The organism is Magnetospirillum sp. ME-1 (genome assembly GCF_002105535.1).
In the GTDB taxonomy this organism is placed as follows: domain Bacteria; phylum Pseudomonadota; class Alphaproteobacteria; order Rhodospirillales; family Magnetospirillaceae; genus Phaeospirillum.
The window spans coordinates 83,180-107,620 of sequence record NZ_CP015848.1; the positions used below are offsets into that span (position 1 = coordinate 83,180).

At 67.2% G+C, this 24,441-nt stretch carries 19 protein-coding genes; 11 read left to right on the forward strand and 8 right to left on the reverse strand.

Going from position 1 to position 24,441, the window contains the following annotated elements; all coding sequences use genetic code 11:
* Positions 1–57 precede the first annotated feature (57 nt).
* The 3 genes from WV31_RS00370 to WV31_RS00380 all read right to left on the reverse strand — a co-directional run bounded on the left by WV31_RS00370 (position 58) and on the right by WV31_RS00380 (position 4,393).
* The gene (locus WV31_RS00370) at positions 58–2,112 is read right to left on the reverse strand and encodes a methyl-accepting chemotaxis protein (RefSeq protein ID WP_085371833.1); all 2,055 of its coding nucleotides are present in this window, start codon (positions 2,110–2,112) and stop codon (positions 58–60) included.
* Between the two features lie 168 nt (positions 2,113–2,280).
* Positions 2,281–3,822 (reverse strand): pentapeptide repeat-containing protein, encoded by a 1,542-nt coding sequence (locus WV31_RS00375; RefSeq protein ID WP_085371834.1) that lies wholly within the window; start codon positions 3,820–3,822, stop codon positions 2,281–2,283.
* A gap of 97 nt (positions 3,823–3,919) precedes the next feature.
* Positions 3,920–4,393: a hypothetical protein gene (locus tag WV31_RS00380; RefSeq protein ID WP_085371835.1), complete on the reverse strand. Its 474-nt coding sequence runs from the start codon at positions 4,391–4,393 to the stop codon at positions 3,920–3,922.
* Positions 4,394–4,529: 136 nt separating this feature from the next.
* Here WV31_RS00380 and WV31_RS00385 point away from each other — a divergent pair, with 136 nt between their 5' ends.
* Both WV31_RS00385 and WV31_RS00390 read left to right on the forward strand, forming a co-directional pair.
* On the forward strand, positions 4,530–6,371 hold the full coding sequence (locus WV31_RS00385; protein WP_085371836.1) for an ABCB family ABC transporter ATP-binding protein/permease: 1,842 nt from the start codon (positions 4,530–4,532) through the stop codon (positions 6,369–6,371).
* A 77-nt stretch (positions 6,372–6,448) separates the two neighbouring features.
* Positions 6,449–6,745: a phasin family protein gene (locus WV31_RS00390; RefSeq protein ID WP_085371837.1), complete on the forward strand. Its 297-nt coding sequence runs from the start codon at positions 6,449–6,451 to the stop codon at positions 6,743–6,745.
* Between the two features lie 54 nt (positions 6,746–6,799).
* On the opposite strand, the gene WV31_RS00395 is transcribed toward WV31_RS00390, so the two are convergent.
* Complete coding sequence (locus WV31_RS00395; RefSeq protein WP_237051419.1) at positions 6,800–8,242, reverse strand: sensor histidine kinase; 1,443 nt, start codon at positions 8,240–8,242, stop codon at positions 6,800–6,802.
* Positions 8,243–8,447: 205 nt separating this feature from the next.
* Here WV31_RS00395 and thrC point away from each other — a divergent pair, with 205 nt between their 5' ends.
* The 8 genes from thrC to WV31_RS00435 all read left to right on the forward strand — a co-directional run bounded on the left by thrC (position 8,448) and on the right by WV31_RS00435 (position 18,981).
* A complete protein-coding gene (gene thrC / locus WV31_RS00400) occupies positions 8,448–9,851 on the forward strand; it encodes a threonine synthase (protein ID WP_085371839.1) in 1,404 nt (467 codons plus the stop codon).
* Positions 9,848–11,113 (forward strand): M16 family metallopeptidase, encoded by a 1,266-nt coding sequence (locus tag WV31_RS00405; protein WP_085371840.1) that lies wholly within the window; start codon positions 9,848–9,850, stop codon positions 11,111–11,113. Before thrC ends, WV31_RS00405 begins: the two co-directional genes overlap by 4 nt.
* A complete protein-coding gene (locus WV31_RS00410) occupies positions 11,113–12,444 on the forward strand; it encodes an ABC transporter substrate-binding protein (RefSeq protein WP_085371841.1) in 1,332 nt (443 codons plus the stop codon). The genes WV31_RS00405 and WV31_RS00410 overlap by 1 nt, the downstream gene beginning before the upstream one ends.
* Before the next feature lie 128 nt (positions 12,445–12,572).
* Positions 12,573–13,100 carry a TetR/AcrR family transcriptional regulator gene (locus WV31_RS00415; protein ID WP_085371842.1) on the forward strand — a complete coding sequence of 176 codons (528 nt, stop codon included), beginning with the start codon at positions 12,573–12,575 and terminating at the stop codon, positions 13,098–13,100.
* 12 nt (positions 13,101–13,112) lie between these two features.
* Positions 13,113–14,237, forward strand: coding sequence for an efflux RND transporter periplasmic adaptor subunit (locus tag WV31_RS00420; RefSeq protein ID WP_085371843.1), 1,125 nt, complete (start codon positions 13,113–13,115; stop codon positions 14,235–14,237).
* Positions 14,237–17,299 (forward strand): efflux RND transporter permease subunit, encoded by a 3,063-nt coding sequence (locus WV31_RS00425; protein WP_085371844.1) that lies wholly within the window; start codon positions 14,237–14,239, stop codon positions 17,297–17,299. The genes WV31_RS00420 and WV31_RS00425 overlap by 1 nt, the downstream gene beginning before the upstream one ends.
* Positions 17,300–17,301: 2 nt before the next feature.
* Complete coding sequence (locus tag WV31_RS00430) at positions 17,302–17,988, forward strand: RluA family pseudouridine synthase (protein ID WP_085375394.1); 687 nt, start codon at positions 17,302–17,304, stop codon at positions 17,986–17,988.
* A gap of 183 nt (positions 17,989–18,171) precedes the next feature.
* Positions 18,172–18,981 (forward strand): universal stress protein UspA, encoded by an 810-nt coding sequence (locus WV31_RS00435; protein ID WP_085371845.1) that lies wholly within the window; start codon positions 18,172–18,174, stop codon positions 18,979–18,981.
* Positions 18,982–19,129: 148 nt separating this feature from the next.
* Here WV31_RS00435 and WV31_RS00440 read toward each other — a convergent pair whose 3' ends face one another.
* The 4 genes from WV31_RS00440 to crcB form a co-directional block, all read right to left on the reverse strand.
* Positions 19,130–19,966, reverse strand: coding sequence for an OmpA family protein (locus tag WV31_RS00440; RefSeq protein WP_085375395.1), 837 nt, complete (start codon positions 19,964–19,966; stop codon positions 19,130–19,132).
* Between the two features lie 44 nt (positions 19,967–20,010).
* Entirely contained in the window at positions 20,011–21,999 is a 1,989-nt protein-coding gene (locus WV31_RS00445) for an AsmA family protein (RefSeq protein ID WP_085375396.1), read from the reverse strand.
* Positions 22,000–22,160: 161 nt separating this feature from the next.
* On the reverse strand, positions 22,161–22,505 hold the full coding sequence (locus WV31_RS00450) for a DUF190 domain-containing protein (protein ID WP_085371846.1): 345 nt from the start codon (positions 22,503–22,505) through the stop codon (positions 22,161–22,163).
* A gap of 11 nt (positions 22,506–22,516) precedes the next feature.
* Complete coding sequence (gene crcB / locus WV31_RS00455; RefSeq protein WP_085375397.1) at positions 22,517–22,900, reverse strand: fluoride efflux transporter CrcB; 384 nt, start codon at positions 22,898–22,900, stop codon at positions 22,517–22,519.
* A gap of 229 nt (positions 22,901–23,129) precedes the next feature.
* Between crcB and WV31_RS00460 the strand changes: the two genes are divergently transcribed.
* A complete protein-coding gene (locus tag WV31_RS00460) occupies positions 23,130–24,404 on the forward strand; it encodes a diguanylate cyclase domain-containing protein (RefSeq protein WP_085371847.1) in 1,275 nt (424 codons plus the stop codon).
* The last annotated feature ends 37 nt before the right edge of the window (positions 24,405–24,441 follow it).

The window sequence follows — 24,441 nt, forward strand, 5'->3', positions numbered from 1 at the left end:
CATGGTCGGCGTATACGCCGACGGATCAAGTCCGGGGGTGACGATGGTGGAAACCCCCTACACCGCCCGGATATCGCCCAGGAAGCCGTCGATGGTGGTCTTGAGGCGCACCGCCTCGTCGCCCATGGCCTTCGACGCGTCCAGCACCTCGTCGGCGGCGGCGCCGGTGCGGCCGGCGGCGTCCTGAACCCCGCCCACATTGGCCGAGACCTCGGCGGTGCCGGCGGCGGCCTGCTCGACGCTGCGCGCGATTTCCTGGGTGGCGGCGCTCTGCTCCTCCACCGCGCTGGCGATGCCTGAGGTGATCTCGCCCACCTCGCGGATGATGGCGACGATGTCGTGGATGGCCTGAACCACACGCTCGGTCTGCTGCTGCACCGAGGCGATCTGCTGGCCGATCTCGCCGGTGGCGCGCGCCGTCTGGTTGGCCAGGTTCTTGACCTCGCCCGCCACCACGGCGAATCCCTTGCCCGCCTCGCCCGCCCTGGCGGCCTCGATGGTGGCGTTCAAGGCCAGCAGGTTGGTCTGGGCGGCGATGTCGTTGATCAGGGTCACCACCTCGCCGATCTTACCCACCATGGTGGCCAGACCGGTGACGGTGTCCTGGGCTTCGCCGGCTTCGGTCACGGCATTGCCGGAGATCTCGGCCGAACGGTGGACCTGACGTCCGATCTCCTGAATGGAGGAGGTCAGCTCCTCGGCGGCGGCGGCCACCGTCTGGACATTGGCCGAGGCCAGCTCGGTGGCGCCCGCCACCACGGTGGCGCGGCTGTTGGTGTCGCTGGCGGCAGAGCTCATGGAGGCGGCGGTGCCCTGCAGACGGAGCGAAGCGGCGGAGACCGCCTCGACCATGCGCTCGGCCGAGCCCTGGAAGCGGTTGACCAGCGTCTCGATGGCCTGGCCGCGCAATTCGCGCTGATGGGCCTCGGCCAATTGCCTCTCGGCCAGATCGTGACCCCTCATCATGGCGTCCTTGAAGACCTGCACCGAGCGGGCCATGGCCCCCATCTCGTCACCGCGCTCGACGCCGCCCACGCTCACCGAGAAGTCGTCGGCCGACAGCCGCTCCATGGTGGCGACCAGCGAACCGATGGCCGAGGTCATCTGGCGCACCACGGTCCAGGCCACCGCCAGGGCGATGACCAGGGCGGCGACGACCCCCAGGATGGTGGTGAGCAAGATACCCTTGGCGTCGCCGTTGACCTGGGCGGCCAGGGCCTGCACATCGGCCGCCATGCGGTCCTCGACCTTCTTCAGCAGGTTGATGCGCGCGGTGGCGGTGGCGAACCAGGCGGGCCCCGTGACGTCGCCCACATTGCCGGTGGCGGGACTGTCGAGACCCACCTTGCGCATGCGCTCCACCGTGCGGGTGGCTTCGTCATCCAGGGCGGCGCGGTAGAAATCGGCCTGCTCCTGGGTAGCGTTGGTCTGGAATTCGCCCAGGAACAGCTGCTGTTCGGCGACGATGGAGACGAAGCGGCGATAGATGTCGGGCTCGAACTTTCCGGCGGCGAAGGCGCCGGCGGCGGTGGCCCGCTCCTGCCCGGCCTTTTCCTTGCCTTCCATCAGCCGGAGGTAGGCGCCGATCATGCGCCCCACCCGGGCGTCGCTGGACAGCAGGGCGATCTGGTTGACCACGTCCAGCTGGAACCGGATGGTTTCGGTGAAATTGGCGAGCGAGACCCGCCCCTCGATGGCCAGGGTGTCGATGGCGCCCCGCGTGGCGATCAGCGCGTCCAGGCGCTTGGCGGCGGCCTCCACCTTGGGCGGGAAGCTCTTGCCCAGCGCGGCGGTGTCCACACCGGCCAGGGAGCGGACCAGCTTTTCCCGCGCCTCGTCGGTCAGCTTGCGCTGGGCCTTGAGCTCGGCGCCGAACTTCTCGCCCTTGCTGCCGAGATAGACGGCCGAGGCGCCCCGCTCCTTCTGCACCTCGTGCACCAGGGCGCTGATATCGGCGGTGAGCGGAGCGACGCTGGCCAGGGTGGAGGTTTCCGACACCACCCGCGCCTTGTCGCTGATCACATAGGCCGCCAACCCGAGAATCAGGAGAACGGGAAACAAGAACGACAGGCCGATCTTGGCCGAAATCCTGATGTCGGTCAGCCGCATCATGGGTACGCCTCCGTATTGAAACTTACGGATAAGGCCCCCAAACCCTTTCCCGCTTCCCTAGAGCCATACGAAAGTAATGCACTCCAGTGGGCTTAATGTTGTGGCAAATGTATCTATTTTCAAGTCGCCAATTGCACTGATTGCAATTTACAGCCTTGTCTGGCGAAGTCAGGCCAGACGTTCCTCTTCCGCGAGTGGGCGGAAAAGTCCGGGCGGCAGGCGTGTCGCCTTGTCGCAGATCGTCTTGTCGATCTGAGGCTGCGTCAGATTCTCGGCGCGGGACAGGTCGGCATCGCGCAGATCGGCGCCCATCATGACGGCGCCCTTGAAGTCGGCGCCGGCGGTGCGGGCGCCGCTTAAAGACGCGCCCGACAGATCGGTACCGCGCAAGACCGCGCCTTCCAGGTTGCTGAGATTCAGCTTGGCGTGGCGAAGGGCGGCCACACCCAGATTGGCCCCGCCCAGATTGGCCGCCGACAGGGTGGCGTAGCGGAAATCCGACCCGTCCAGGCGCGCCTCGGCCAGGCAGGAATCCGACAGATCCACCTCGCGGAAGGTGGCGTTGGCCAGCACGGCGCCCGACAGATCGACGCCGGCCAGGTCCATGCCGGTGAAGGTGGCGCGCTTGCCCTCCGCCCCCTTGCTCTGCAGCCACTGGGCATGCTCGGCCACCACCGCCGAGACATCCAGGGCCGCCACGTCGCGCCCCTTGCGGGCCTTGTGCCCGGCCTGGGCCATGGCCTCTTCCCATTGCTGGCGGCGTTTGGCGGCGCGGCGCCGGGCGGCCTCGGCTTCCGCGTCGGGGCGGATTCCCGCCACCTCGATGGGACCATCCGAGAGCTTGCGGACCGGGGCCAGATCCTCGTCGGACAGCTTGCCGCCCGACAGCCGCCGCGCCGGGGCGTCGGAACCGGCGGAGGCGAAGCCGCCGTTACCGCCCCCCGAAGCCGGGCGGGGCGCGGCGGGCGGCGAAGCGGGAGTGGCGGAGGCAGGGACGGCGGGGGAGGAGGAAGCGGCAGCCGGGGGCACCTTGTCTTTCCCGGTCAGGGCCACCACCGGCCCGTTGCGCGTGGGGCGGGGGTCGGACGGCGAGGCGGAAGCGCCCACCCTCGCCTCCAGCCGGGCCATCAGGGCGGCCACTTCCGGAACGGATTCGGGTTGGGATGGAGCCGCCTTGCTTTCGGCCGGCGGCGCGGCCGCGGCATCGCCGAGCTCGGGCAGCGGCTCGGCCTCCTTGATGAAATTGCGCTTGGGCGCGTCGGCCAGGCGGGCGGGCGGGGCCATGCGCACCGGCTTGGCCAGGGTCTCGCCCACCCGGTGCCCCAGTTCGTGGCCGGAAATGGGCTTGGGCACCACGCCTTCGATGCCCAACACCTTGGCGCGGTCGATGGCATCCTTCTGCGTCGAGGGCGCCACCACCAGCACCGGCAGGGATTCGTTGGGATTGCCGAGCGGGCGGCGGACGCCTTCCAGCACCCGCAGCCCCTCGTCCGGCTTGGCCGCTAGGTCGATGAGCAGGATGTCGAAGCCCTGGGCCAGCAGCTTGCCCAGATCGGCGACCTGATCGAAGGACGTCACCTCGCGCACATTCAGCTTGCGGAACGTCTGACGGGCAAGGAAACGGAACTGGTCGTCCAGGCCGAACACCAGCACCCTTATCTTCTTCCAGTCGGTCCCCTCGACCGACTGGGTCACCGTCGGATGACGCATCTACGTATGAACCCTCACTAATCCCGCACCGCTACAATAGTCATACGCCGCCCGCCGGAGCAATCGTCGAAGCGTGGCGGAATTTGTTGGCCTTGCGTCAGTGGCCCACCGGCTTCCAGCCGGGATGGTCGAAGTGAGCCTGATACCGGTCGAGCGCCTTCACCGCCGCCACGACGCCGCCGGCGCGGTCGCCGCCCTTGCCCTTCATGACGTCGGTGGCCGAGATCAGATCGGCCAGCACGATGTGCAGCTGGGCATCCACCGCCTCGGGCAGCTTGCACTGCTGGGCGATGGTATCGATATGGCCCAGGATGGACACGGCCAGGGCGTCGAACTCGCGGGGAGAATAGCGCTTGTCGTGGACCGGCCCCAGGGCGGCGCGCAGATCACCGCCGATGGCGGCCATGCCCTGGCGCAAGGGCGCGTCGGTCTGCCACTTCCGGCCATGGTCGAGGGTGAGCTTGCCCGAGGCCGGAGCGGATTGGTCGTGGGAATGGTCGGAAGCCGCCATCACCGGCGTGGCGAGGGACAGGACGGCCAGCAGGGCGGCCAAGGCAAGGGGACGGGACATGGTGCGTTTCTCCAGGGTTGTTGTGACGGCCCCGACCCTAGCCACATGAACATGAACCGCCGATGAACCTTTAGCTTCCTTCCATGAATTCCAAACCAAGGTTGCGGCCGGGCGCTTGCGCCCTCATCTTGTGGGGATGAGACGACGCGATCCCTCCTCGTGGGACAAGGGGCGCGGCCAGGGGCCGGCCGCCGACTGGACCACGCTCCGCACGCTGTTCCCCTATCTGTGGCCGCCGGGCGAGCCGGAGTTGCGGCTGCGCGTGGTGGCGGCCATGATCCTGCTGGTGGCGGCCAAGGGAGTGGGCGTCGGCGTGCCGCTGCTTTACAAGCAGGCGGTGGATGCCCTGTCGGCCTCGGTGGCGATCGTGCCGCTGGCCCTGCTGGTGGCCTATGGCGCCGCCCGCGTCATGGGCGGCAGCTTCGCCGAACTGCGCGACATCGTCTTCGTCAAGGTGGCGCAGCGGGCCATCCGCAAGGTGGGCCTCGGCGTGTTCACCCATCTGCACCGCTTGGGCCTGCGCTTTCACCTGGACCGCCAGACCGGCGGCGTGTCCAGGGCCATCGAGCGCGGCACCAAGGGCATCGAATTCCTGTTGAACTTCATGCTGTTCAACATCCTGCCCACCCTCTTGGAGATCGGGCTGGTCACCGCCATCCTGTGGAGCCTCTATGACGGGGTGTTCGCGCTGATCACCGCCGCCACCATCGCCGTCTACATCGCCTTCACCCTGGGCGTCACCGAGTGGCGGACCAAGTTCCGCCGCGCCATGAACGAGACGGATTCCGAGGCCTCGACCAAGGCCATCGATTCGCTGCTCAACTTCGAGACGGTGAAATACTTCTGCAACGAGGCCCACGAGGCCGGGCGCTACGACAAGGCCCTGGCCCGCTATGAACAGGCCGCCAGCAAGAGCAAGGTCACCCTGTCGCTGCTCAACATGGGCCAGGGCGCGGTCATCGCCGTCGGCCTGACCCTGGTGATGATCCGCGCCGCCCAGGGGGTGGCCGACGGCACCATGACGCTGGGCGACTTCGTGCTGGTCAACGCCTATCTGATCCAGCTGTACCTGCCGCTCAACTTCCTGGGCTTCGTCTACCGCGAGATCAAGCAGTCGCTGACCGACATGGAATCCATGTTCCGGCTGCTGAAGGAAAACGCCGAGATCGAGGATTCGCCCGGCGCCGCCCCCCTGGCGCTTTCGGGGGGCGAGGTGCGCTTCGAGAATGTCGCCTTCGGCTACAATCCCGACCGCCAGATCCTGGGCGGGGTGGACTTCGCCGTTCCCGCCGGCCATACCCTGGCCATCGTCGGGCCGTCGGGGGCGGGCAAGAGCACCATTTCCCGCCTGCTGTTCCGCTTCTACGACGTGAACGAGGGCCGCATCCTCATCGACGGCCAGGACATCCGCGACGTGACGCAAGGCAGCTTGCGCGCCGCCATCGGCATCGTTCCCCAGGACACCGTGCTGTTCAACGACACCATCCGCTACAACATCGCCTATGGCCGCCCCGGTGCCACCCAGGACGAGATCGAGGAGGCGGCGCGGCTGGCCCGCATCCACGATTTCGTGCAAAGCCTGCCCCAGGGCTACGACACCAGGGTGGGCGAGCGCGGGCTGAAGCTGTCGGGCGGCGAGAAGCAGCGGGTCGCCATCGCGCGCACCATCCTGAAGCGTCCATCCATCCTGATCTTCGACGAGGCCACCAGCGCGCTGGACACCCAGACGGAAAAGGAAATCCAGGAGAGCTTGCGCGAGGTCTCCAAGGACCGCACCACCCTGATCGTCGCCCACCGCCTGTCCACCGTGGTCGATGCCGACGAGATCGTGGTGCTGGAAGCGGGCCGCATCGTCGAACGGGGCCGCCACGCCCAGTTGCTGGCGGCCGACGGGCGCTACGCCGCCATGTGGCGCCGCCAGCAGGAGGCCCAGACCCTGCAGCAGCGCCTGGCCACCGAGCTGGTGGGAGCGGAATAACCCACCTCCGCCCTCCGTTGCCGATTCCTTGGAAACGTGACAGAGTTCAGGGGTATCACCGATAGGAGGAGGCCCCGATGTTCCCCACGTTCGACCCCAAGATGTTCGAGGCCTTCAGCGCCGATCCGGCGTCCTTCCTGGGCAAGGTGGCCGAGTTCCAGCGCGCCAATTTCGAGGCGGCCCGCGAGATCACCGAGAACAACGCCAAGGCCTTCCAGCAGTTGGCCGCCATCCGCGACCCGCAGCAATTCGTCACCGCCCAGCCGGCCATCCTGCAGGCGGTGGTGCAGCGGAACATGGAGATCATGACCCAGCTGTGGCAAAGCCTGGGTGCCGACCTCGCCCCCGCCGCCAAGGGCAAGGGCAAGAAGTAGAAGCCTTTCCGGCCGTGCGTCCGTTTCCCCCTCTCCCGCTTGCGGGAGAGGGGGTCACACCGGCAGGGTGAAGCTGAACACCGCGCCTTCGCCCACCACCGAATCCACCCAGATGCGGCCGCCGTGCCGCTCGACGATGCGCTTGCAGATGGCCAGGCCGATGCCGGTGCCTTCGAAGCGGTCGCGGGTGTGCAGCCGCTGGAAGATGCGGAAGATGCGCTCGCGGTATTCGGGCGCGATGCCGATGCCGTTGTCGCCGACCTCCACCACCCATTGGGTCCCGTCCCGGCGGGCGGTGACCCGGATCACCGGGGAACGCGACGGCTCGCGGTATTTCAGGGAATTGCCGATCAGATTCTGAAGCAGCTGCGCCATCTCGCCCGGGATGGCCGGCAATGTGGGCAAGGGAAGCGGCCGCTCGATCCGCGCGCCGCATTCGCCCATGGCGGGGGAAAGGTCGGCGAGAACGCCGTCCAGAACCCGGTCCAGGCTGACCAGCTCCAGCGCCTCTTCCATCCGGCCGACCCGCGAGTACTCCAGCAGGTCCAGCACCAGCCGGTCCATGCGCTGGGCGCCTTCCTTGGCATAGGCCACGTATTGCGCCCCCTCGTCGCCGATCACCGGGCCGAAGCGGCGCTCCAGCAGGCCCATATAGGCGCTGACCATGCGCAACGGCTCGCGCAGGTCGTGAGAGGCGATGAAGGCGAATTGTTCCAGATCGGCGTTGGAGCGGGCCAGTTCCTCGCCCTTGGCGATCAACGCCCGCTCCGCCGTCTGGAATTCGGTGATGTCCTCGACGATGGACCAGATGAAGCTCTCGCCGTCACTGCCGGTGGCCAGCATCCCCGACAGGCGGACCGGCACCCGCGTGCCGTCCTTGCGGATGTATTCCTTTTCGTAGGGACCGTAATGCCCGACCGTTTCCAGCCGCTCCAGCTGGCAGGCCTCGGCCTCGGCGAAACGCATGGGGGTAAGGTCCCAGTAGCTCAACCCCCGCAACTCCTCCAGATCATAGCCGATGATGCCGAGGAAAGCGGGGTTGGCCTCGAGGAAGGCGCCGTCCAGGGTGTTGCGCGCCATGCCCAGCGGCGATTTCTCGAACATGGCGCGCAGCTTCTCTTCATTGGCGCGCAGTTCCGTCTCCACCTGACGGCGGCAGGCGACATCCTCGAGAAGGTGGCGCTCCGCCTGATGCCGGCGCCCGATCTCGTCGCGCATGCGTCCGATCAACGCCACCAGCGCCACCAGTTCCACCGGCGCCACCACCAGGGGCGCGAAAAAGGCTCCCACCCAGACGACATCGGGAACATGGCCGATCATCGCCAGGCTGACCGAGGCGGCCACCAGTTCGGCCACCACCACGGCAAAGACGGTACCGCCCACCAGCAGCACGTTGAGCGGCACATGCAACAACAGGCGGACCACCGCGTCGCGCAATCCATTGCCGCCCCGCCGGACGGAATCCTCACTGCCGCGGCCCACCGTCACGCCACTCACACCGCCCCCCACATCTAGAAACGAAATGTAGCAAATTGTGTCTATGCGCAGGGTATGGTCAGGTAAATCCCGTATCAACGGGAAAGTTGGGGATTATCCCTTTGCACCGCCGGACTACCCTGGCTGGCCGCGCCGCGCTTGCTCCGGCCGCGCCCTGCCGCTAGTGTATTCCGCTTTTGCATTTCGCCCAGGATGAGGCTGTCCCTTGAAGTATGTGAGCACCCGCGGCACCGCGCCGGTCCTTGATTTCGACGATGTCCTGCTGGCCGGTCTGGCCCGTGACGGCGGCCTGTATCTGCCGGAAAGCTGGCCGGTCTTTTCGCCCGCCGAGATCCGCGCCATGCGCGGCCTGTCCTATGCCGAGCTGGCGGCGCGCGTCATGCGCCCCTTCGTCGAGGGCTGCCTGTCCGACACCGAACTGTCCAGGCTGTGCGCCGAATCCTATGGCTCGTTCACCCATCCGGCGGTGGCGCCGTTGAAGCAGCTGGGCCACAACCAGTGGGTCATGGAGCTGTTCCACGGCCCGACCCTGGCCTTCAAGGACTACGCCCTGCAGCTGGTCGGCCGCCTGTTCGACCATGTGCTGAAGAAGAAGGGCCAGAAGGTCACCATCGTGGGCGCCACCTCGGGCGATACCGGCTCGGCCGCCATCGAGGCCTGCCGCGATCGCGCGGCGGTGGACATCGTCATCCTGCACCCCCATGGGCGGGTGTCCGAGGTGCAGCGCCGCCAGATGACCACCGTGCTGTCGTCCAACGTGCGCAACGTGGCCGTGGACGGCACCTTCGACGATTGCCAGGACCTGGTGAAGGCGCTGTTCAACGACGCGTCGTTCCGCGACGAGATGAACCTGTCGGCGGTGAACTCCATCAACTGGGCCCGCGTCATGGCCCAGATCGTCTATTACTTCGCCGCCGGGGTGGCGCTGGGCGCCCCCGATGTGCCCATGAGCTTCTCGGTGCCCACCGGCAATTTCGGCAACGTCTTCGCCGGTTATGGCGCCAGGCTGATGGGCCTGCCGGTGGACAAGCTGATCGTGGGGTCCAACACCAACGACATCCTGACCCGCTTCTTCGAAGGCGGCGTCATGAAGACCGACGGCGTGGTCCCCACCCTGTCGCCCAGCATGGACATTCAGGTCTCGTCCAATTTCGAGCGGCTGATGTTCCTCAGCCTGGGCGGCGACGGCGCCGCCGTGGCCAAGCTGATGGAAGACTTCCGCAAGAACGGCGCCATGGTCATGCCCCAGGGGGCGTGGAATTCCATGCGCGAGGTGTTCGAAGCCTACCGCCTGGACGACGAGGCGACCCTGGCCGCCATGCGCTCGCTCAAGCGCTCGACGGGCGAGACGCTGGACCCCCATTCGGTGATCGGCGTCGCCGCCGCGCTCAAGGGCCACCAGGCCAAGGATTGCACCATGGTGGCGCTGGCCACCGCCCATCCCGCCAAGTTCCCCGACGCGGTGGAGAAGGCCACGGGCGCGCGCCCCGGCCTGCCGCCCCACATGGCCGATCTGTTCTCGCGCACCGAACGCCTTGACCGTCTGGGCAACGATGCCGACCTGTTGAAGCAGTATGTGCGGGCCTTCGCCCGCCGGGAAAACGCATGAGCGAGATCAGGGAGACCCGACTTAACTCCGGTCTGAAGATCGTCACCGATCCCATGGACACGGTGGAGACGGTGTCGCTGGGCGTCTGGGTCGATGCCGGCACGCGGCACGAGCCGGTGGAGATCAACGGCGTCAGCCACCTGCTCGAGCACATGGCCTTCAAGGGCACGGCGCGGCGCTCGGCTCTCGACATCGCCGAGGAGATGGACGCGGTGGGCGGCCATCTCAACGCCTATACCGCCCGCGACCACACCGCCTATTACGCCAAGGTGCTGAAGGAGGATTCCGCCCTGGCGCTGGACATCATCGCCGACATCTTGCAGCACTCGACGCTGGAGGCCGAGGAACTGGCCCGCGAGCAGGCGGTGGTGGTCCAGGAGATCAACCAGGCCATCGACACCCCCGACGACATCATCTTCGACCATTTCCAGGCCACCGCCTATCCCGACCAGCCCCTGGGCCGGCCGGTGCTGGGCAGCGAGGAACTGGTGCGCGCCATGAGCCGCGATCAGGTGATGGGCTATCTGCGGGGCAATTACTCGGCGCCGCGCATGGTGCTGTCGGCCTCGGGCCGCATCGACCACGACCATCTGGTGGCCGCGGCGGGCGCGGCGTTCTCGCAGCTGCCGCCCCATCAGGCGGCGGTCACCGACGTGGCCCGCTATGTGGGCGGCGACTTCCGCGAGGAGCGCAGCGAGCTGGAGCAGGTCCACGTGGTGGTGGGCTTCGACGGCGTCGCCTATGACGACCCCGACTATTACGCCGCCTCGGTGCTGTCCACCCTGCTGGGCGGTGGCATGTCGAGCCGGCTGTTCCAGGAAGTGCGCGAAAAGCGCGGGCTGGTCTATTCCATCTATTCCTTTGCCTCGTCCTACAACGACGGCGGCCTGTTCGGCGTCTATGCCGGCACCGGCGAGGACGAGGTGGCGGAGCTGATTCCCGTCATGTGCGACGAAATCGTCAAGGTGACCGGCGGCGTCAACGAGGCCGAGGTGCAGCGCGCCCGCGCCCAGCTCAAGGCCTCGATCCTGATGAGCCTGGAAAGCACCACGTCGCGCTGCGAACAACTGGCCCGGCAGGTGGTGATCTACGGCCGCCCCGTCCCGGTGGCCGAGGTGGTCGAGAAGGTCGAAGCCATCACCGCCCTTGATTGCGCAAGGGTGGCGCGCCGCCTGTTCGCCGGCCAACCCACCTTTGCCGCCATCGGGCCGTTGGGCAAGGTGGAAGGCTTCGAGCGGGTGGCCGAACGTCTGAGGCCCTGATGCACCGCATCCGCGCCGCCCTCCTCGCCCTCTCCCTGATGGCGCCCTCCGCCGCCTTCGGCCTGCCGGCCGCCACCGGCGTGTCCAATCCCACCATCGTGGTCGCCATCATCGCCACCCTGTCGGGTCCGGGCGCCATGGTCGGCCAGGACAGCGTCGACGGCTTTTCCACCGCCATGCGCCACCTGGGCGGCCGCTTCGCCAATCAGGAGGTGCGCGTCGTCGTCCAGGACGACAGAGGCTCACCCGACAACGCCCTGGCGGTGGCCCGCAAGCTCCTGGAGCGCGAGAAGGTCGACTTCGTGGTCACGGCGGTAACCCTGCCCGCCATGTCGGCCATGGTCCGGACGCTGACCGAATCCCGCGCCTTCGTGCTGAACCTGGATGCCGCGCCCGCCAGCCTGGCCGGGGCCGGCTGCTCGCCGTGGTTCTTCCAGATCGCCACCCCGGCCCAGGCCATCCACGAGGCCATCGGTGCCCATCTGTCGGCCGAGAAGATGCGCCGGGTGGTGGTCATCGGCACCGACGCGCCGGCCACCGACCAGGCGGTCGCCACCATCCGCCGCGCCTGGCCGGGCGAGGTGGTCGAGGTCCTGCGCCCCCGCCACGGCAGCACCCGCTTCACCGACGAGATGGCTAGCCTGCGCCAGACCGCCCCCGACGCGGTGGTTAACCTGCTGACCGGCGGCATGGGATTGGCCTTCACCCGTGAATTCGCCGCCGCCGGGCTCAAGGCCGACCTGCCCATGATCGGCATCTGGCAGGGCTGGGAGCGCCCCATGCTGCCCGCCATGACCGAGGCGGGCATGGACGTGCTCAACGTGGCGCCGTGGAGCCCCGACCTCGACACCCCGCTGGGCAAGCGTTTGATCACCGATTTCGAACTGGAATACGGCCGCCCGGTCACCGGCTGGGTGGCCCATGGCTACGACACCGCCCAGATGCTGGACGCCGCCTTGCGCGCCACCGGCGGACGGACCGGCGACCGCGACGCTTTGCGCAACGCGCTCAGGCGGGCCGAATTCGCATCGGTGCGCGGCGGGTTGCGCTTCGACAGCAACCACTTCCCCTCGGTCAACGTCTATCTGCGCCGCACCACCCGCGACGCCAAGGGCCGCCCCACCGAGGAGTTGCGCTCCACCCTGATCAAGGACTGGCACAGCCGCGATGCCGGTCTTTGCCCCATGCGCTGGACCGAGGAACCCGCCCCCGGCGCCCATCCCCCCGGCGCCGCGCCCAAGCCGGGCGCCCAGCCGCCCAAGCCGCCCGCCGCCGCCCAGCCGGCCAAGCCCAAGCCGCCGCCGGCCGGACAGGCGCGCCCGGCGCAGTAGCCTCCCTTATTTCCATAATTCCCAAACGGAATAGAACCGGCCGCATTCCCCCTATGCGTCGGTACAACTAGACTCAGCGGTTCAGTTTCCTATACCGTCCAGCCGGTACAGTAAGGGACCAGAGCCGCATGAGCACCCGCGAGCGCATCATCGATTCCGCCATGACCATCGTGCGCGACCAGGGCGTCACCAAGCTGACCCTGGACGCCGCCGCCAAGGAGGCGGGGGTCAGCAAGGGCGGCGTGCTCTATCACTTCAAGAGCAAGGACGACCTGATCCGCGGCATGGTCCAGCGCCTGATCGACCAGTGCGACCAGCTCAACCGCGAACATTACGAACGCCAGCCCGAGGGGCCGTACCGCTGGGCGCGGACCCTGGTGCATGCCTGCTTCGACCCCAACGGCCCGGCCTTCGACCCGGTGGGCGGCGCGCTGCTCGCCGCCGTCACCGTCAATTCCGACCTCGTCGCCCCCATCCAGGCCATGTACGACCGCTGGATGGAGCGCATTCAAAGCGACAGCCCCGACCTGGAGCGGGCCGGGCTGATCTGCACCGCCATGGACGGCGTCTATTTCCAGCGCCTGATGGGCATCAACCTCAGCGATGCCGAGGGCGCCGAGCGCCTCAAGCGGCACGCCCTCGACCTTTTGAAGTAACGGAGCCTCGCCATGAAAGCCAAACGGATGATCATCATGCTGGCGGGCTCCGCTGTCGTGTTCGGAGGCGTGTTCGGCTTCGTCGCCTTCAAGAACCACATGATCAAGCAGTTCTTCGCCACCATGCCCAAGCCGGTGGTGGCGGTGACGGTGGCCAAGGCCAGCCTGACCGACTGGCGCAACGTGGTGCCGGCGGTGGGCACGCTGCAGGCGGTCAACGGCGTCGACATCTCCGGTTCGGTGTCCGGGCTGGTCAAGTCCATCGCCTTCGAATCCGGCCAGGAGATCAGGAAGGGCGCCGTGCTGGTCCAGTTGGACACCGACGTGGAGATGGGCGACCTTCGAAGCGCCCAGGCCGAACTGGTCCTGGCGCGCACCAGCTACGACCGCAGCGCGGCGCTGCTGAAATCCGCCACGGTCAGCGTCGCGGCGCTGGAAAAGGCCGAGGCCGAGTTGAAGGTCAAACAGGCCAAGGTGGCGGGGCTGCAGGCCCAGATCGCCAAGAAGACCATCACCGCCCCCTTCGACGGCCGCCTGGGCGTGCGCAAGATCGATCTGGGCCAGTACGTCCAGCCGGGCCAGATGGTGGTCAACCTGCAGGACCTGTCCCTGATGCTGTGCGACTTCACCGTGTCGCAGAAGGAGCTGTCGCTGCTGGGCGTCGGCCAACCCGTGCGCATGACCACCGACGCCTGGCCGGGCGTCACCTTCGAGGGCCAGGTGGCGGCCATCGAGCCGCTGGTGGACGCCAAGACCGGCATGGTCTCGGTCCAGGCCCGCTTCCCCAATTCCGAGGGCCGCCTGCGCCCCGGCATGTTCGCCCGCATCGAGATCGAGCGCCCCGCCGGCGCGCCGGTGGTGACGGTTCCCGCCTCGGCGGTGGCCTACAATCTGCACGGCGACGCGGTGTTCGTGGTCAGGCAAGAAGCCGGAGCCGACGGCAAGACGGTGGCCAAGGCCGAGCGCGCCGTGGTCAGCGTCGGCGAGCGCAAGGACGGTCTGGTGGTCATCAAGTCGGGAATCGCCGCCGGCGACACCGTGGTGACCTCGGGCCAGGTCAAGCTGGAGCACGGTTCCCTGGTCAGCGTGGCGGCCGCCGATCCCTTGAAGACGGCGGCGGCCGGGACGGTGCAGTGATGTTCGACATCTTCATCAAGCGGCCGGTTCTGGCCGCGGTGGTCAGCCTGCTGATCCTGTTCATCGGCCTGCGCGCCCTGATGAGCCTGCCGGTGCGCCAGTATCCCGAGATGACCAACACGGTCATCACCATCACCACCACCTTTCCCGGCGCCGACGCCGACATGATCCAGGGCTTCGTCACCCAGCCCTTGCAAAAGGCGGTGGCCACCGCCGAGGGCATCAACTACCTGACGTCGCGCTCCATCCAGGGGTTGAGCGAGATCAAGGCCTTCATCCGCCTCAACGACGACCCCGAAACCGCCATGACCGGCGTCATGAGCAAGGTGGCCGAGGTCAAAAGCCTGCTGCCCAAGGGCATCAACGATTCCATCATCAAGAAGGAGACGGGGCAAAGCTTCGCCTCGGCCTATCTCGCCTTCTCGTCGGACCGTTTGAGCCAGCAGCAGATCACCGATTACGTCATGCGGGTGGTGCAACCCAAGCTGGCCGCCGTGCCCGGCGTCGCCAATCCCGAGCTCTACGGCGGGCAGAAATTCTCCATGCGCGTCTGGCTGGACCCCGAAAAGCTGGCCCAGCACGGCATGGGGCCGGACGACCTGAAGACTGCGCTGGTCAGCAACAATTTCACCTCGGCGTCGGGCTCCACCAAGGGCGCCTACGACGTGGTCAACACCCAGGCCACCACCGATCTGAAAAGCGTCGAGGAGTTCCGCCAGTTGGTGGTCAAGCATGACGGCTCGCGCCTGGTGCGCCTCGGCGAGGTGGCCGGGGTCGAGCTGGGGCCGGAAAACGACGACATGAGCGTGTTCGCCGGCGACGAGCGGGCCATCTTCGTCGGCATCTACACCACGCCGGAAGCCAATCCCCTGTCGGTGATCCGCCAGGTGCGCGAAGAGGCGCTGCCCGCGCTCCAGGCCCAGCTGCCGCCGGGGCTCACCGCCAAGATCGCCTACGATTCCACCCTGTTCATCGACGCCGCCATCACCGAGGTGGCCAAGACCATCGCCGAGGCCGCCATCATCGTCATGGTGGTGATCTTCTTCTTCATGGGCTCGGTGCGTTCGGTGGTGATCCCGGTGGTCACCGTGCCGCTGTCCCTGATCGGCGTGGCGGTGCTGCTGCTGTCGCTCGGCTTCTCCATCAACCTCTTGACCCTGCTGGCCATGGTGCTGGCCATCGGGCTGGTGGTGGACGACGCCATCGTGGTGGTGGAAAACGTCCACCGCCACATCGAGGAGGGGCTTACGCCCTTCAAGGCCGCCCTGGTGGGCACGCGGGAAATCAGCGGGCCGGTCATCTCCATGACCATCACGCTGGCCGCCGTCTATGCCCCCATCGCCTTCATGGGCGGGCTGACCGGTTCCCTGTTCAAGGAATTCGCCCTGACCCTGGCCGGTTCGGTGGTGGTGTCGGGGGTCATCGCCCTGACGCTGTCGCCCATGATGTGCTCGAAGATCTTAAAGCACGACGACGACAAGAAGGGTCTGACCGCGCTCATCGACCGCACCTTCGACCGGGTGCGGGCCAAGTACGAGCAATGGCTGGGCGCGTCGCTGGCCGACCGACCCACCACCCTGGTCTTTGCCCTGATCGTGCTGGGCTCGCTGCCCTTCCTGTTCCTGGCGGTACCCACCGAGCTGGCGCCGGAAGAGGACCAGGGCGTGGTGTTCACCGCCTATAACGGCCCGGCCTCGGCCAATACCGACTTCATGGAAGCCTTCTCGCACCAGATCTCCACCAGGCTGAAGGCCTTCCCCGAGACCAACGAGACCTTCCTGATCAACGGCATGGGCGCCATCAGCCAGGGCTTCGGCGGCGCGGTGCTCACACCTTGGGAGGACCGCAAGCTCTCGGCCAAGGCGCTGACCGCCGCCATCCAGCAGGCCCTGAACGAGGTGTCGGGCGTCAAGGCCTCGGTCTTCCCGCCGCCGCCTTTGCCCGGTGTCGACGGCCTGCCGGTGCAGTTCGTGCTGTCCTCCATCGCCGATTACCAGCAGCTCGACGAGATTCAGGGCGAGCTGATGAAGCGGGCACAAGCGTCCGGCATGTTCGCCTTCATCGACGCCGACCTGAAGATCGAAAGCCCCCAGACCCAGGTGATCATCGACCGCGACAAGGCGGCGGCCTACGGCATCTCCATGCAGCAGATCGGCGACGCGCTGGGCACCATGACGGGGGGCAATTACGTCAATCTGGTCAACCTGCAGGGCCGGTCCTATCAGGTCATCCCCCAGGTCCCGCGCGAATTCCGCCTGGACCCCGCCCAACTGGGCCGCTACCACGTGCGCTCGTCGTCGGGCGCGGCGGTGCCGCTGTCGTCCCTGGTCAGCCTGGGGGCCTCGGTGCGGCCCGTCTCGCTCAACCAGTTCAACCAGCTGAACGCGGTGACCATCCAGGCCTTCCCCATGCCCGGCGTGACGCTGGGCCAGGCGCTGGAGCTGCTGCGCGGCCTCGCCGACGAGTTGCTGCCCCAGGGCACCACGGTGGATTACGCCGGCCAGTCGCGGCAATACGTGCAGGAGGGCAACGCGCTGGCCATGACCTTCGTCTTCGCCCTGATCATCATCTTCCTGGTGCTGGCCGCCCAGTTCGAAAGCTTCCGCGATCCGCTGGTGATCATGGTCTCGGTGCCGCTGTCCATCTGCGGCGCCCTGATCCCCCTGGCATTGGGCGTGGCCAGCATGAACATCTACACCCAGGTGGGCCTGGTCACCCTGATCGGCCTGATCACCAAGCACGGCATCCTGATCTGCGAGGTGGCACGTGAACGCCAGGAAGCGGAAGGCCTCAACCGCGCCCAAGCGGTGATGGTCGCCGCCGGACTGCGCCTGCGCCCCATCCTGATGACCACGGCGGCCATGGTGGCGGGCCTGATCCCGCTGCTGTTCGCCTCCGGCGCCGGGGCGGCGTCGCGCTTCTCCATCGCCGTGGTGATCGTCGCCGGCATGACCATCGGCACCGCCTTCACCCTGTTCGTGCTGCCGGTGATCTACACCTTCGTCGCCGCCGAGCGCCGCACCCAGCCGCAGGGCCTGCCCGAAGGAGCCCCCGCCGAGTGAGCCTGGACCTTTCCACCCGCCTGCTCTACCGCGACGCCGAGGTGCTGATCATCGACAAGCCGGCCGGACTGGCCGTGCATGCCGGCCCCAAGGGGGGCGAGCATCTGGGGCTTTATCTCGACAGCCTGCGCCTCGGCCTGCGCCGCCCGCCGGAACTGGCCCACCGGCTGGACCGCGAGACCTCGGGTTGCCTGGTCCTGGGACGCTCGCGCAAGGCCCTGGCGGCACTGGGCAGCCTGTTCGCCAAGGGTCTGGTGGACAAGACCTATTGGGCGGTGGTGGTGGGACGCCCGCGCGAAGAGTCCGGCACCATCGACTACGCCCTGAAAAAGCGGGAAAAGAAGTTCGGCTGGCGCATGGAGGTGGACCGCACCGGCCTTCCATCGGCCACCCAATGGCGGCTGCTGGGCAGCGACGGGCGGCTCAGTTGGCTGGAATGCAAGCCGCTCACGGGGCGCACCCACCAGATCCGCGCCCATTGCGCCGCCATCGGCCATCCCCTGGTGGGCGATTCCATCTATGGCCGCGGCACCGGTACCCTGGCCGGTGATCGCCTGATGCTGCATTCGCGCGCCATCGTCCTGCCGCTGGAGGCGGGAAAGCCCCCCATCGCCGCCGAAGCCCCGGTGCCCGAGCACATGCGGGCGGCGTTGGAAGGGTGCGACCTGGGCTTACCAAGCCCAGGCTAGGCCCAAGGGGCCGCGCGCCTTATGGCGCGGGAGCCAAGCCGCCACCGGCGGCGCCCGGCGATTGAGGGACAGTAATGCGCATTCCAATACCGAATTGCGTAATTTTACTTGACGCCCGCCCCGCCTGGGGGTGAACTATCGTGACCGGCGAAATCAACGGACCGGACAAACAGGGTGGGGGCTATGAACATCAAGGACATTCTCGTCCATTTGGACGGCGACAAGGTCGACAGCGGATCTCTCGCCCTGGCGGTGGCCCAGGCCAAGCGCTTCGGCGCCCGGCTGACCGGCCTGTTCGCCCGCAAGGAGGTCAGCCCTACCGCCATGGTCGCCCGGCATCCCAGCAATACCCTGCTGGCCCAGGCCGACGCCGCCCGCAAGACCTTCGAGGCGGCCACCGCCGGCCTCGACACCCGCTGGTGGCAGATCATCCACGGCGCCGAGAACGACCTGTTGGGCGAGGCGGTGTTCTGCAGCCACTATGTGGACCTGGTGATCGTCTCCCAGCCCGCCGCCTACGGCAAGAACGTGCCCGAGACCATGGTCGAGCAGATCATCCTCAATTCCGGCCGCCCCGTGCTGGTGGTGCCGGTGGAATACAAGCACCGGCCGCTGGGCAAGCAGGTGGTGATCGGCTGGCGCTCGGCCAAGCAGGCCGCCCGCGCCCTGCATGACTGCCTGCCCCTGATCGACGGTGCCGAACAGGTGCTGGTCGCCTCGGTGCGCGGCTTCTCGCCCATGGACAAGACCCTGCCCCAGGTGGACATCATCGACCACCTGCGCGTCCACGGTCTTCCCGTCTCGGGCGAGCGGGTCAACACCGAAGGCCTGGGCGTCATGGATTCGCTGCTGTCGCGGGCCTACGACATCGACGCCGACCTGCTGGTCATCGGCGGCCATCCCGGCCGCTCGCTGTCCTTCTCGGGCAAGGCCGGCGCCGGCACGCGGCACATCCTGGCGCACGCCAGCATTCCGGTGCTGTTCAGCTGCTGAGTCCATAATTCGAAGGGATGCGCGAAGGGACGAGTCCCTTCGCGTTTTCTTTTGCCGATCTCCCCAAGAAAAAGGCCCCCTTCCCGACCGGGAAGGGGGCCTTGGGCCTAACCGAACCGCGATGAGTCACGCTCACCGCGGTTTGGTCTTACTTCTCGAAGTAGATCTCGACGCGGCGGTTCTTGGCTTCCTTGGTGTTGGCCTTGGTGGGCACGGCCAGCTTGGTGAAGCCGAACGACTTGGCGTCGATGGACTTGATGCCCTGCTTGGCCAGCTGCTTTTCGACCGCGGCGGCGCGGGCCTTGGACAGCCCCTCGTTATACCCGGCCTTGCCGACGGTGTCGGTGTGACCGGCGACGTAGATGCTGCTGGGCTTGATCTCGTTGGCGGCGGCCTCGACTTCCTTCAGGACCTTCATGGCCTCCTTGGTCAGGTTCGACTTGTTGAAGTCGAAATAGACGATGAAGGTCTTGACGATCTTCTTGGCGGGCATGGCGGCCTTGACCTGCAGCTCGGGCTCGACCTTCAGGAAGGCGGCGCGGCAATCGGAATTGGTGTCGCCCTCGGCCTCTTCCTCGATCCAGCAGTCGAACATCACCTGGGCCTTGGCGGCGGCGGCCGGCACGCGCTCGCGGGCGCCGTTGCCGAAATAGCCCACCAGACGGGCGCGGGCGGCGTCCAGTTCCTTGACGCGGTCGGGCATCAGGGACCAATCGGCGGTCACCTCGGGATCGACCGAAGCGCCGGTCGCGGCCTTCAGACCCTTGCGGGCGAAGACGGCGGCGTGATCCCACTCGTACTCGACGGTGGCCTCGTGCTTGGCATAGGCCTTGTACTCGGTGAACAGCGCCTTGGTGAAGGGCGAGCCGGCGGTGGGTGCCGGCGCCTCGAGGATCTCGTTGACCTCGGCCACTTCCCAGGGGGTGGCGCAGGCGCCCAGCAGGGCGGTCATGCCGATGGCGGCGGCCAGATGCAGGAACTTCATGGTCTTCATCTCCGATGGATTCATTGATTGGTTCGACAAGAAAATCAGCGTCCGAAAAGCTTCAACGGGTTCAGTCCTTCGGCGGGGGCCTTGCCGCCGCCGGTGCCGGGAATCAGGCTTTCCACGGCCTTGCCCACGTTCTGGGCGTTCTGCTTCAGCAGGGCTTCCAGATCGGGGCGATAGCTGAGATTGTCCCAGGGTCCGGTGACCAGAATGGGCACCACGATCCCCGCCGCATTGCCGCCGCCCTGGCCTTCCAGGCTGGCGACCACCTTGGGATCGATGCGGTAATTGACGCTGCGCTGGGGCAGATCGACGGTGCCCTTGCCCTCGACGCGCAGCAGCGGCGACTTCAAGGCCAGATCATTGTTGGTGAGGATGCCCTTGACGATGGTGAAGGTGCCGCCCAGCTCGGCGAAATCGGTCTTCTCGGCACTGGCCGAACCGCCGGTGAAGGCGGTGGCGACGTTGCGCGCCATGGCGGCGAGATTGATGCCCTTGATGGCGCCGTTGAGGAAGGTGAGAGCCCCCTTGCCGTTCAGCGACGAGACGATCTGGCGCTGGGTCTTGCCCTGGCCCGTCACCGCCACGTCGAAATTGCCGGTGCCCGACAGACGGTCGGTATCGGCGGCGTCGGTGAGGAAGGGCTCGGCCTGCAGGCCCTTCAGCTGGAACGCGGCGTCCAGGCCCACGCCGGGCTGCGAGCCGTCCAGGGCCACGCGGCCCTTGCCGGCGCCCTGGTAGAGCGCCAGTTCGGAGAGATCGGCGGCCAGCCTGCCGTCCTTGATCACCAGCCGCAGCGCGCTTTTGCCCACCTTGATCTTCTTGACCAGAATACCGGCGCAGGTGAGCGAGAAGTCCAAATCGGCGGCCTTGAGGCCCGAGGCGTCGATGGGATCGTCGCTCCAGCCCTGCTGCGCCTTGGCCGGCTGCGCCCCGCCGCCGCCCGCCGCCGCCTTGCCGTCGCCGCCCTTAGGTGATGCGCCTTCCGGCGGCAGGTAGGGGTTGACGTCCAGCATGTCCACGTCCAGCCGACCCTTGATGTTGGGCCTGGAGCCGCTGGTGTTGACGGTGACGTCGCCCTTGGCCTTGATGGCGTCGATGGCGATGCTGGCCTGGGTGAAGGCGATCTGGCCGGGTGCCGCGGCCAGCTTGCCGCTGATGGCCAGCGGCCCCAGGCCGTTGCCGGCCATGGTGATGGGCGAACCGGCCCAGGCGGCCAGATTGCGGATGGACGGCACGTTGAGGTCGAGGGTGCCGTCGACGCCGGGAGCGGCGCCGCCCTTGGCGTTGCCCTTGAGCCCCAGCTTGACCGGTTCCGAGGCGACGGCGATGTCGAGCGCGCTGCTTTGACCGTCCATCAGGGCCTTCAGGCTGACCACTCCCAGGGTGAGTTCGATCTTCTTGGCGTTCCACACCAGGCTGCCCTTGGCCGACAGCGGCTCGGACAGGCTTTTCAGCGCCACCTGGAGGTTGATGTCGCTCACCTCCTGCTTTGCGCCGGTCTTGCCGTCGATCTGGGTCAGCTTGCCGCCGGTGATGCGCACGTCGCCCAGACGGATGTCGCTGGGCCCCGAGGGAGCAGCCGCCGGCTTATCCGACGCCTTGTCCGCCGGTTTGGCGGCGGCGGGCTTGTCGCCGGGCGGGGTGTCGAACACCCAGTTGCCCTTGCCCTGGCGGTCGGTCTCCAGCGTGATCACCGGATCGACCAGGACGAAGCTGTCCACCTCGACCTTGCCGCCCAGCAGCGGCATCAGCTTGAGCCGCACATCCACGGCGCCCAGGCGGATCAGGTCCTTGGTGGTGAAGCCGGGCGGATTGGCCAGGGCGACGTTGCCCACCTGCACCGACAGCGAGGGGAACACCGACACCGACACCTTGCCCTGGATGGACAGGTCGCGCCCGGTGGCGGACTTGACGCCGGCGACCACCTCGCTCTGGATGCGGTCGGCCGGTATCAGAGCGGGAAGAGCGATCAGGGCGCCGATGATCAGGACGATCAGGACGCCGACAGCGACCAGGACTTTCTTCATGCGCATCCCCCGATGCCCGACGGGGCCGCCGCATCGGCCATTATCCGACGCCGGCCCCTTCCCATAGGACATTCAGCTTATACCCATGGGCGAATTTGTCCAGCTACCCTATGGAATCATTCCGAATCGAGGTGTGACGTCCTGAGCAGGCTGGGTTTTGCCTATGCGGATGGGCTGGGGCCATAGCGCAGGACCTGAATCCGCTCCAGCGTGATCAGGCCGGTGTCGCGCATCATGACGTCGAGGATGGGAAGGAAAGCGTCGATCTTGTCCGGGGCATCGACGATCTCGATCACCACCGGCAGGTCCTCGGACAGGGCGAGGACCTTGGCGCTTTGCAGGCGCGAGGAATGGCCGAAACCCAGCGGGCCGCGCAGCACCGTGGCGCCGGCCAGATTGCTTTGGCGGGCCTCGAGAACGATGGCCTCGAACAGGGGCTTGCCGTCGTAGCGGGCCCGCTCGCCCACGAAGATCCTGAGCAGGGTGGCGTCCTTGGGAATGCGCATGGCGTCGTCTCCTACCGGTTCAGGATCATGGCCGCCGCATGGCCCAGCCAGACGGCCAGCAGGCACAGCGCCACCGATCCCACGACGTTCAGCCCGGCGGCCAGCCACTCGCCGCCCTCGGCCAGGGCCAGGGTCTGCAGGCTGAACGACGAAAAGGTGGTGTAGCCGCCGCAGATCCCCACCATGAAGAAGGTGCGCCATTCGCTGGGCACGTAGAGACGGCCCTCGGCGGCGGTCAGGGTGGCGAACAGGCCGATAGCCGCCGAGCCGGTGACGTTGACCACCAGGGTGCCCCAGGGAAAGGTGCCGGCGCCGGCATTGGAAATCACCGCCGCCAGCCAGTAGCGCAGCGTGCCGCCGATGGCGCTTCCCAAGGCGACCAGGGCATAGGTCAACATGCGCCGTGTTCCCAAAGGTTTACCGAAGACTTCGACTATGCCCCGTCTTGGCGCCCGGTCAACCGGAAACGCCGCCCGTGAATATTGCGTATAGGTTTCAGCCCCCGACTCACCCTATATTATCGCAGGTTCGGGATGAGCATACCCATCGGGCGAGAGTCCGAGGCTCCGGGGGGAGCCGAATAAGGGGGGAGACCATGCGTCATCGTGATTCTCGGTTGCGGCCATGACTGAGCTCGACCCCGCCGGTCTGGCCGGCGTGCTCGAGGACAGCCCCATCGGCGTTTCCATATCGCGCAAGCGCGACGGGGTGATCGTCTTCGCCAACCACACCTTCTGCGATCTGATCGGCGTGCCGCGCGCCAAGGTCGTCGGCTCCAAGGCCCGCGACTACTATGTGGACGACCAGCAGCGCGCCACGGTGATCAATTACATGAAGCGCCACGGCAGCGTCGATCACGCCGAGGTGCAGTTCCGCCGCTCGGACGGCGCGCCGTTCTGGACGCTGCTCACCATCCGCGAATCCCTGTTCGGGACCGAGCCGGTCAACCTCGCCTGGGTCTACGACATCACCGAGCGCAAGACCTCGGAAGAGCGGCTGCAACTGGCCGCCAAGGTGGTGGAGACCGCCAACGAGGGCATCATGATCACCGGCCCCGACGGCACCATCGAGGCGGTCAACACCGCCTTTACCCGCATCACCGGGTTCAGCCTGGACGAGGCCATCGGCAAGAAGCCCAACATCCTGAAGTCGGGCCGCCACGACAACGACTTCTACCGCGACATGTGGCGCTCCATCCTGGATTCCGGCCAATGGCAGGGCGAGGTGTGGAACCGGCGCCGCACCGGCGAGGTGTTCATCGAGTGGCTGTCCATCGCCACGGTCCGCGACGCCTTCGGCGAGGTGTCCCACATGCTGGGCATCTTCAGCGACATCACGGCGCGCAAGGAGGACGAGGAACAGGTGTGGCGCCAGGCCAATTTCGACGCCCTGACCGGCCTGCCCAACCGCTCGCTGTTCCTCGACCGCCTGGGCCAGGCGGTCAAGGCGTCCAAGCGCGACAAGACCCGTTTCGCCCTGCTGTTCATCGATCTCGACGGCTTCAAGAAGGTCAACGACAGCTTCGGCCACGCGGTGGGCGATCTGCTGCTGCAGGAGGCGGCGGCCCGGCTGTTGCTGTCGGTGCGTTCGTCGGACACGGTGGCGCGCCTGTCGGGCGACGAGTTCACGGTGATCCTCCACGACGTGGAGGGACGCAACGAGATCGGCAACGTGGCGGCCAAGGTGGTCTCGCGCCTGGCCGAGCCCTTCGAACTGGACGGCAATGACGCCAATGTCCAGGCCAGCGTCGGCGTCGCCGTCTTCCCCGACGACGCCGACGACGCCGCCATGCTGATCCGCCTCGCCGACCGGGCCATGTACAATGTCAAGGGATCGGGCAAGAACAATTTCGGCTTCCACGAAATGCCGGAACGGCTTGTCTATCCGCTGGATGCGTGATGTCTTAGTCTCCTCCCCGCAATTGAAGGGATGGAGA

What these genes read in the sequence shown, in the direction of transcription:
- WV31_RS00410 (WP_085371841.1), top strand. Translation starts at nt 11,113, where the DNA reads ATGCACCGCATCCGCGCCGCCCTCCTCGCCCTCTCCCTGATGGCGCCC.
- WV31_RS00445 (WP_085375396.1), bottom strand. Translation starts at nt 21,999, where the DNA reads ATGAAGAAAGTCCTGGTCGCTGTCGGCGTCCTGATCGTCCTGATCATC.
- WV31_RS00460 (WP_085371847.1), top strand. Translation starts at nt 23,130, where the DNA reads ATGACTGAGCTCGACCCCGCCGGTCTGGCCGGCGTGCTCGAGGACAGC.
- WV31_RS00435 (WP_085371845.1), top strand. Translation starts at nt 18,172, where the DNA reads ATGAACATCAAGGACATTCTCGTCCATTTGGACGGCGACAAGGTCGAC.
- WV31_RS00450 (WP_085371846.1), bottom strand. Translation starts at nt 22,505, where the DNA reads ATGCGCATTCCCAAGGACGCCACCCTGCTCAGGATCTTCGTGGGCGAG.
- WV31_RS00380 (WP_085371835.1), bottom strand. Translation starts at nt 4,393, where the DNA reads ATGTCCCGTCCCCTTGCCTTGGCCGCCCTGCTGGCCGTCCTGTCCCTC.
- WV31_RS00385 (WP_085371836.1), top strand. Translation starts at nt 4,530, where the DNA reads ATGAGACGACGCGATCCCTCCTCGTGGGACAAGGGGCGCGGCCAGGGG.
- WV31_RS00375 (WP_085371834.1), bottom strand. Translation starts at nt 3,822, where the DNA reads ATGCGTCATCCGACGGTGACCCAGTCGGTCGAGGGGACCGACTGGAAG.
- WV31_RS00390 (WP_085371837.1), top strand. Translation starts at nt 6,449, where the DNA reads ATGTTCCCCACGTTCGACCCCAAGATGTTCGAGGCCTTCAGCGCCGAT.
- WV31_RS00405 (WP_085371840.1), top strand. Translation starts at nt 9,848, where the DNA reads ATGAGCGAGATCAGGGAGACCCGACTTAACTCCGGTCTGAAGATCGTC.
- WV31_RS00425 (WP_085371844.1), top strand. Translation starts at nt 14,237, where the DNA reads ATGTTCGACATCTTCATCAAGCGGCCGGTTCTGGCCGCGGTGGTCAGC.
- WV31_RS00370 (WP_085371833.1), bottom strand. Translation starts at nt 2,112, where the DNA reads ATGATGCGGCTGACCGACATCAGGATTTCGGCCAAGATCGGCCTGTCG.
- WV31_RS00440 (WP_085375395.1), bottom strand. Translation starts at nt 19,966, where the DNA reads ATGAAGTTCCTGCATCTGGCCGCCGCCATCGGCATGACCGCCCTGCTG.
- WV31_RS00420 (WP_085371843.1), top strand. Translation starts at nt 13,113, where the DNA reads ATGAAAGCCAAACGGATGATCATCATGCTGGCGGGCTCCGCTGTCGTG.
- WV31_RS00415 (WP_085371842.1), top strand. Translation starts at nt 12,573, where the DNA reads ATGAGCACCCGCGAGCGCATCATCGATTCCGCCATGACCATCGTGCGC.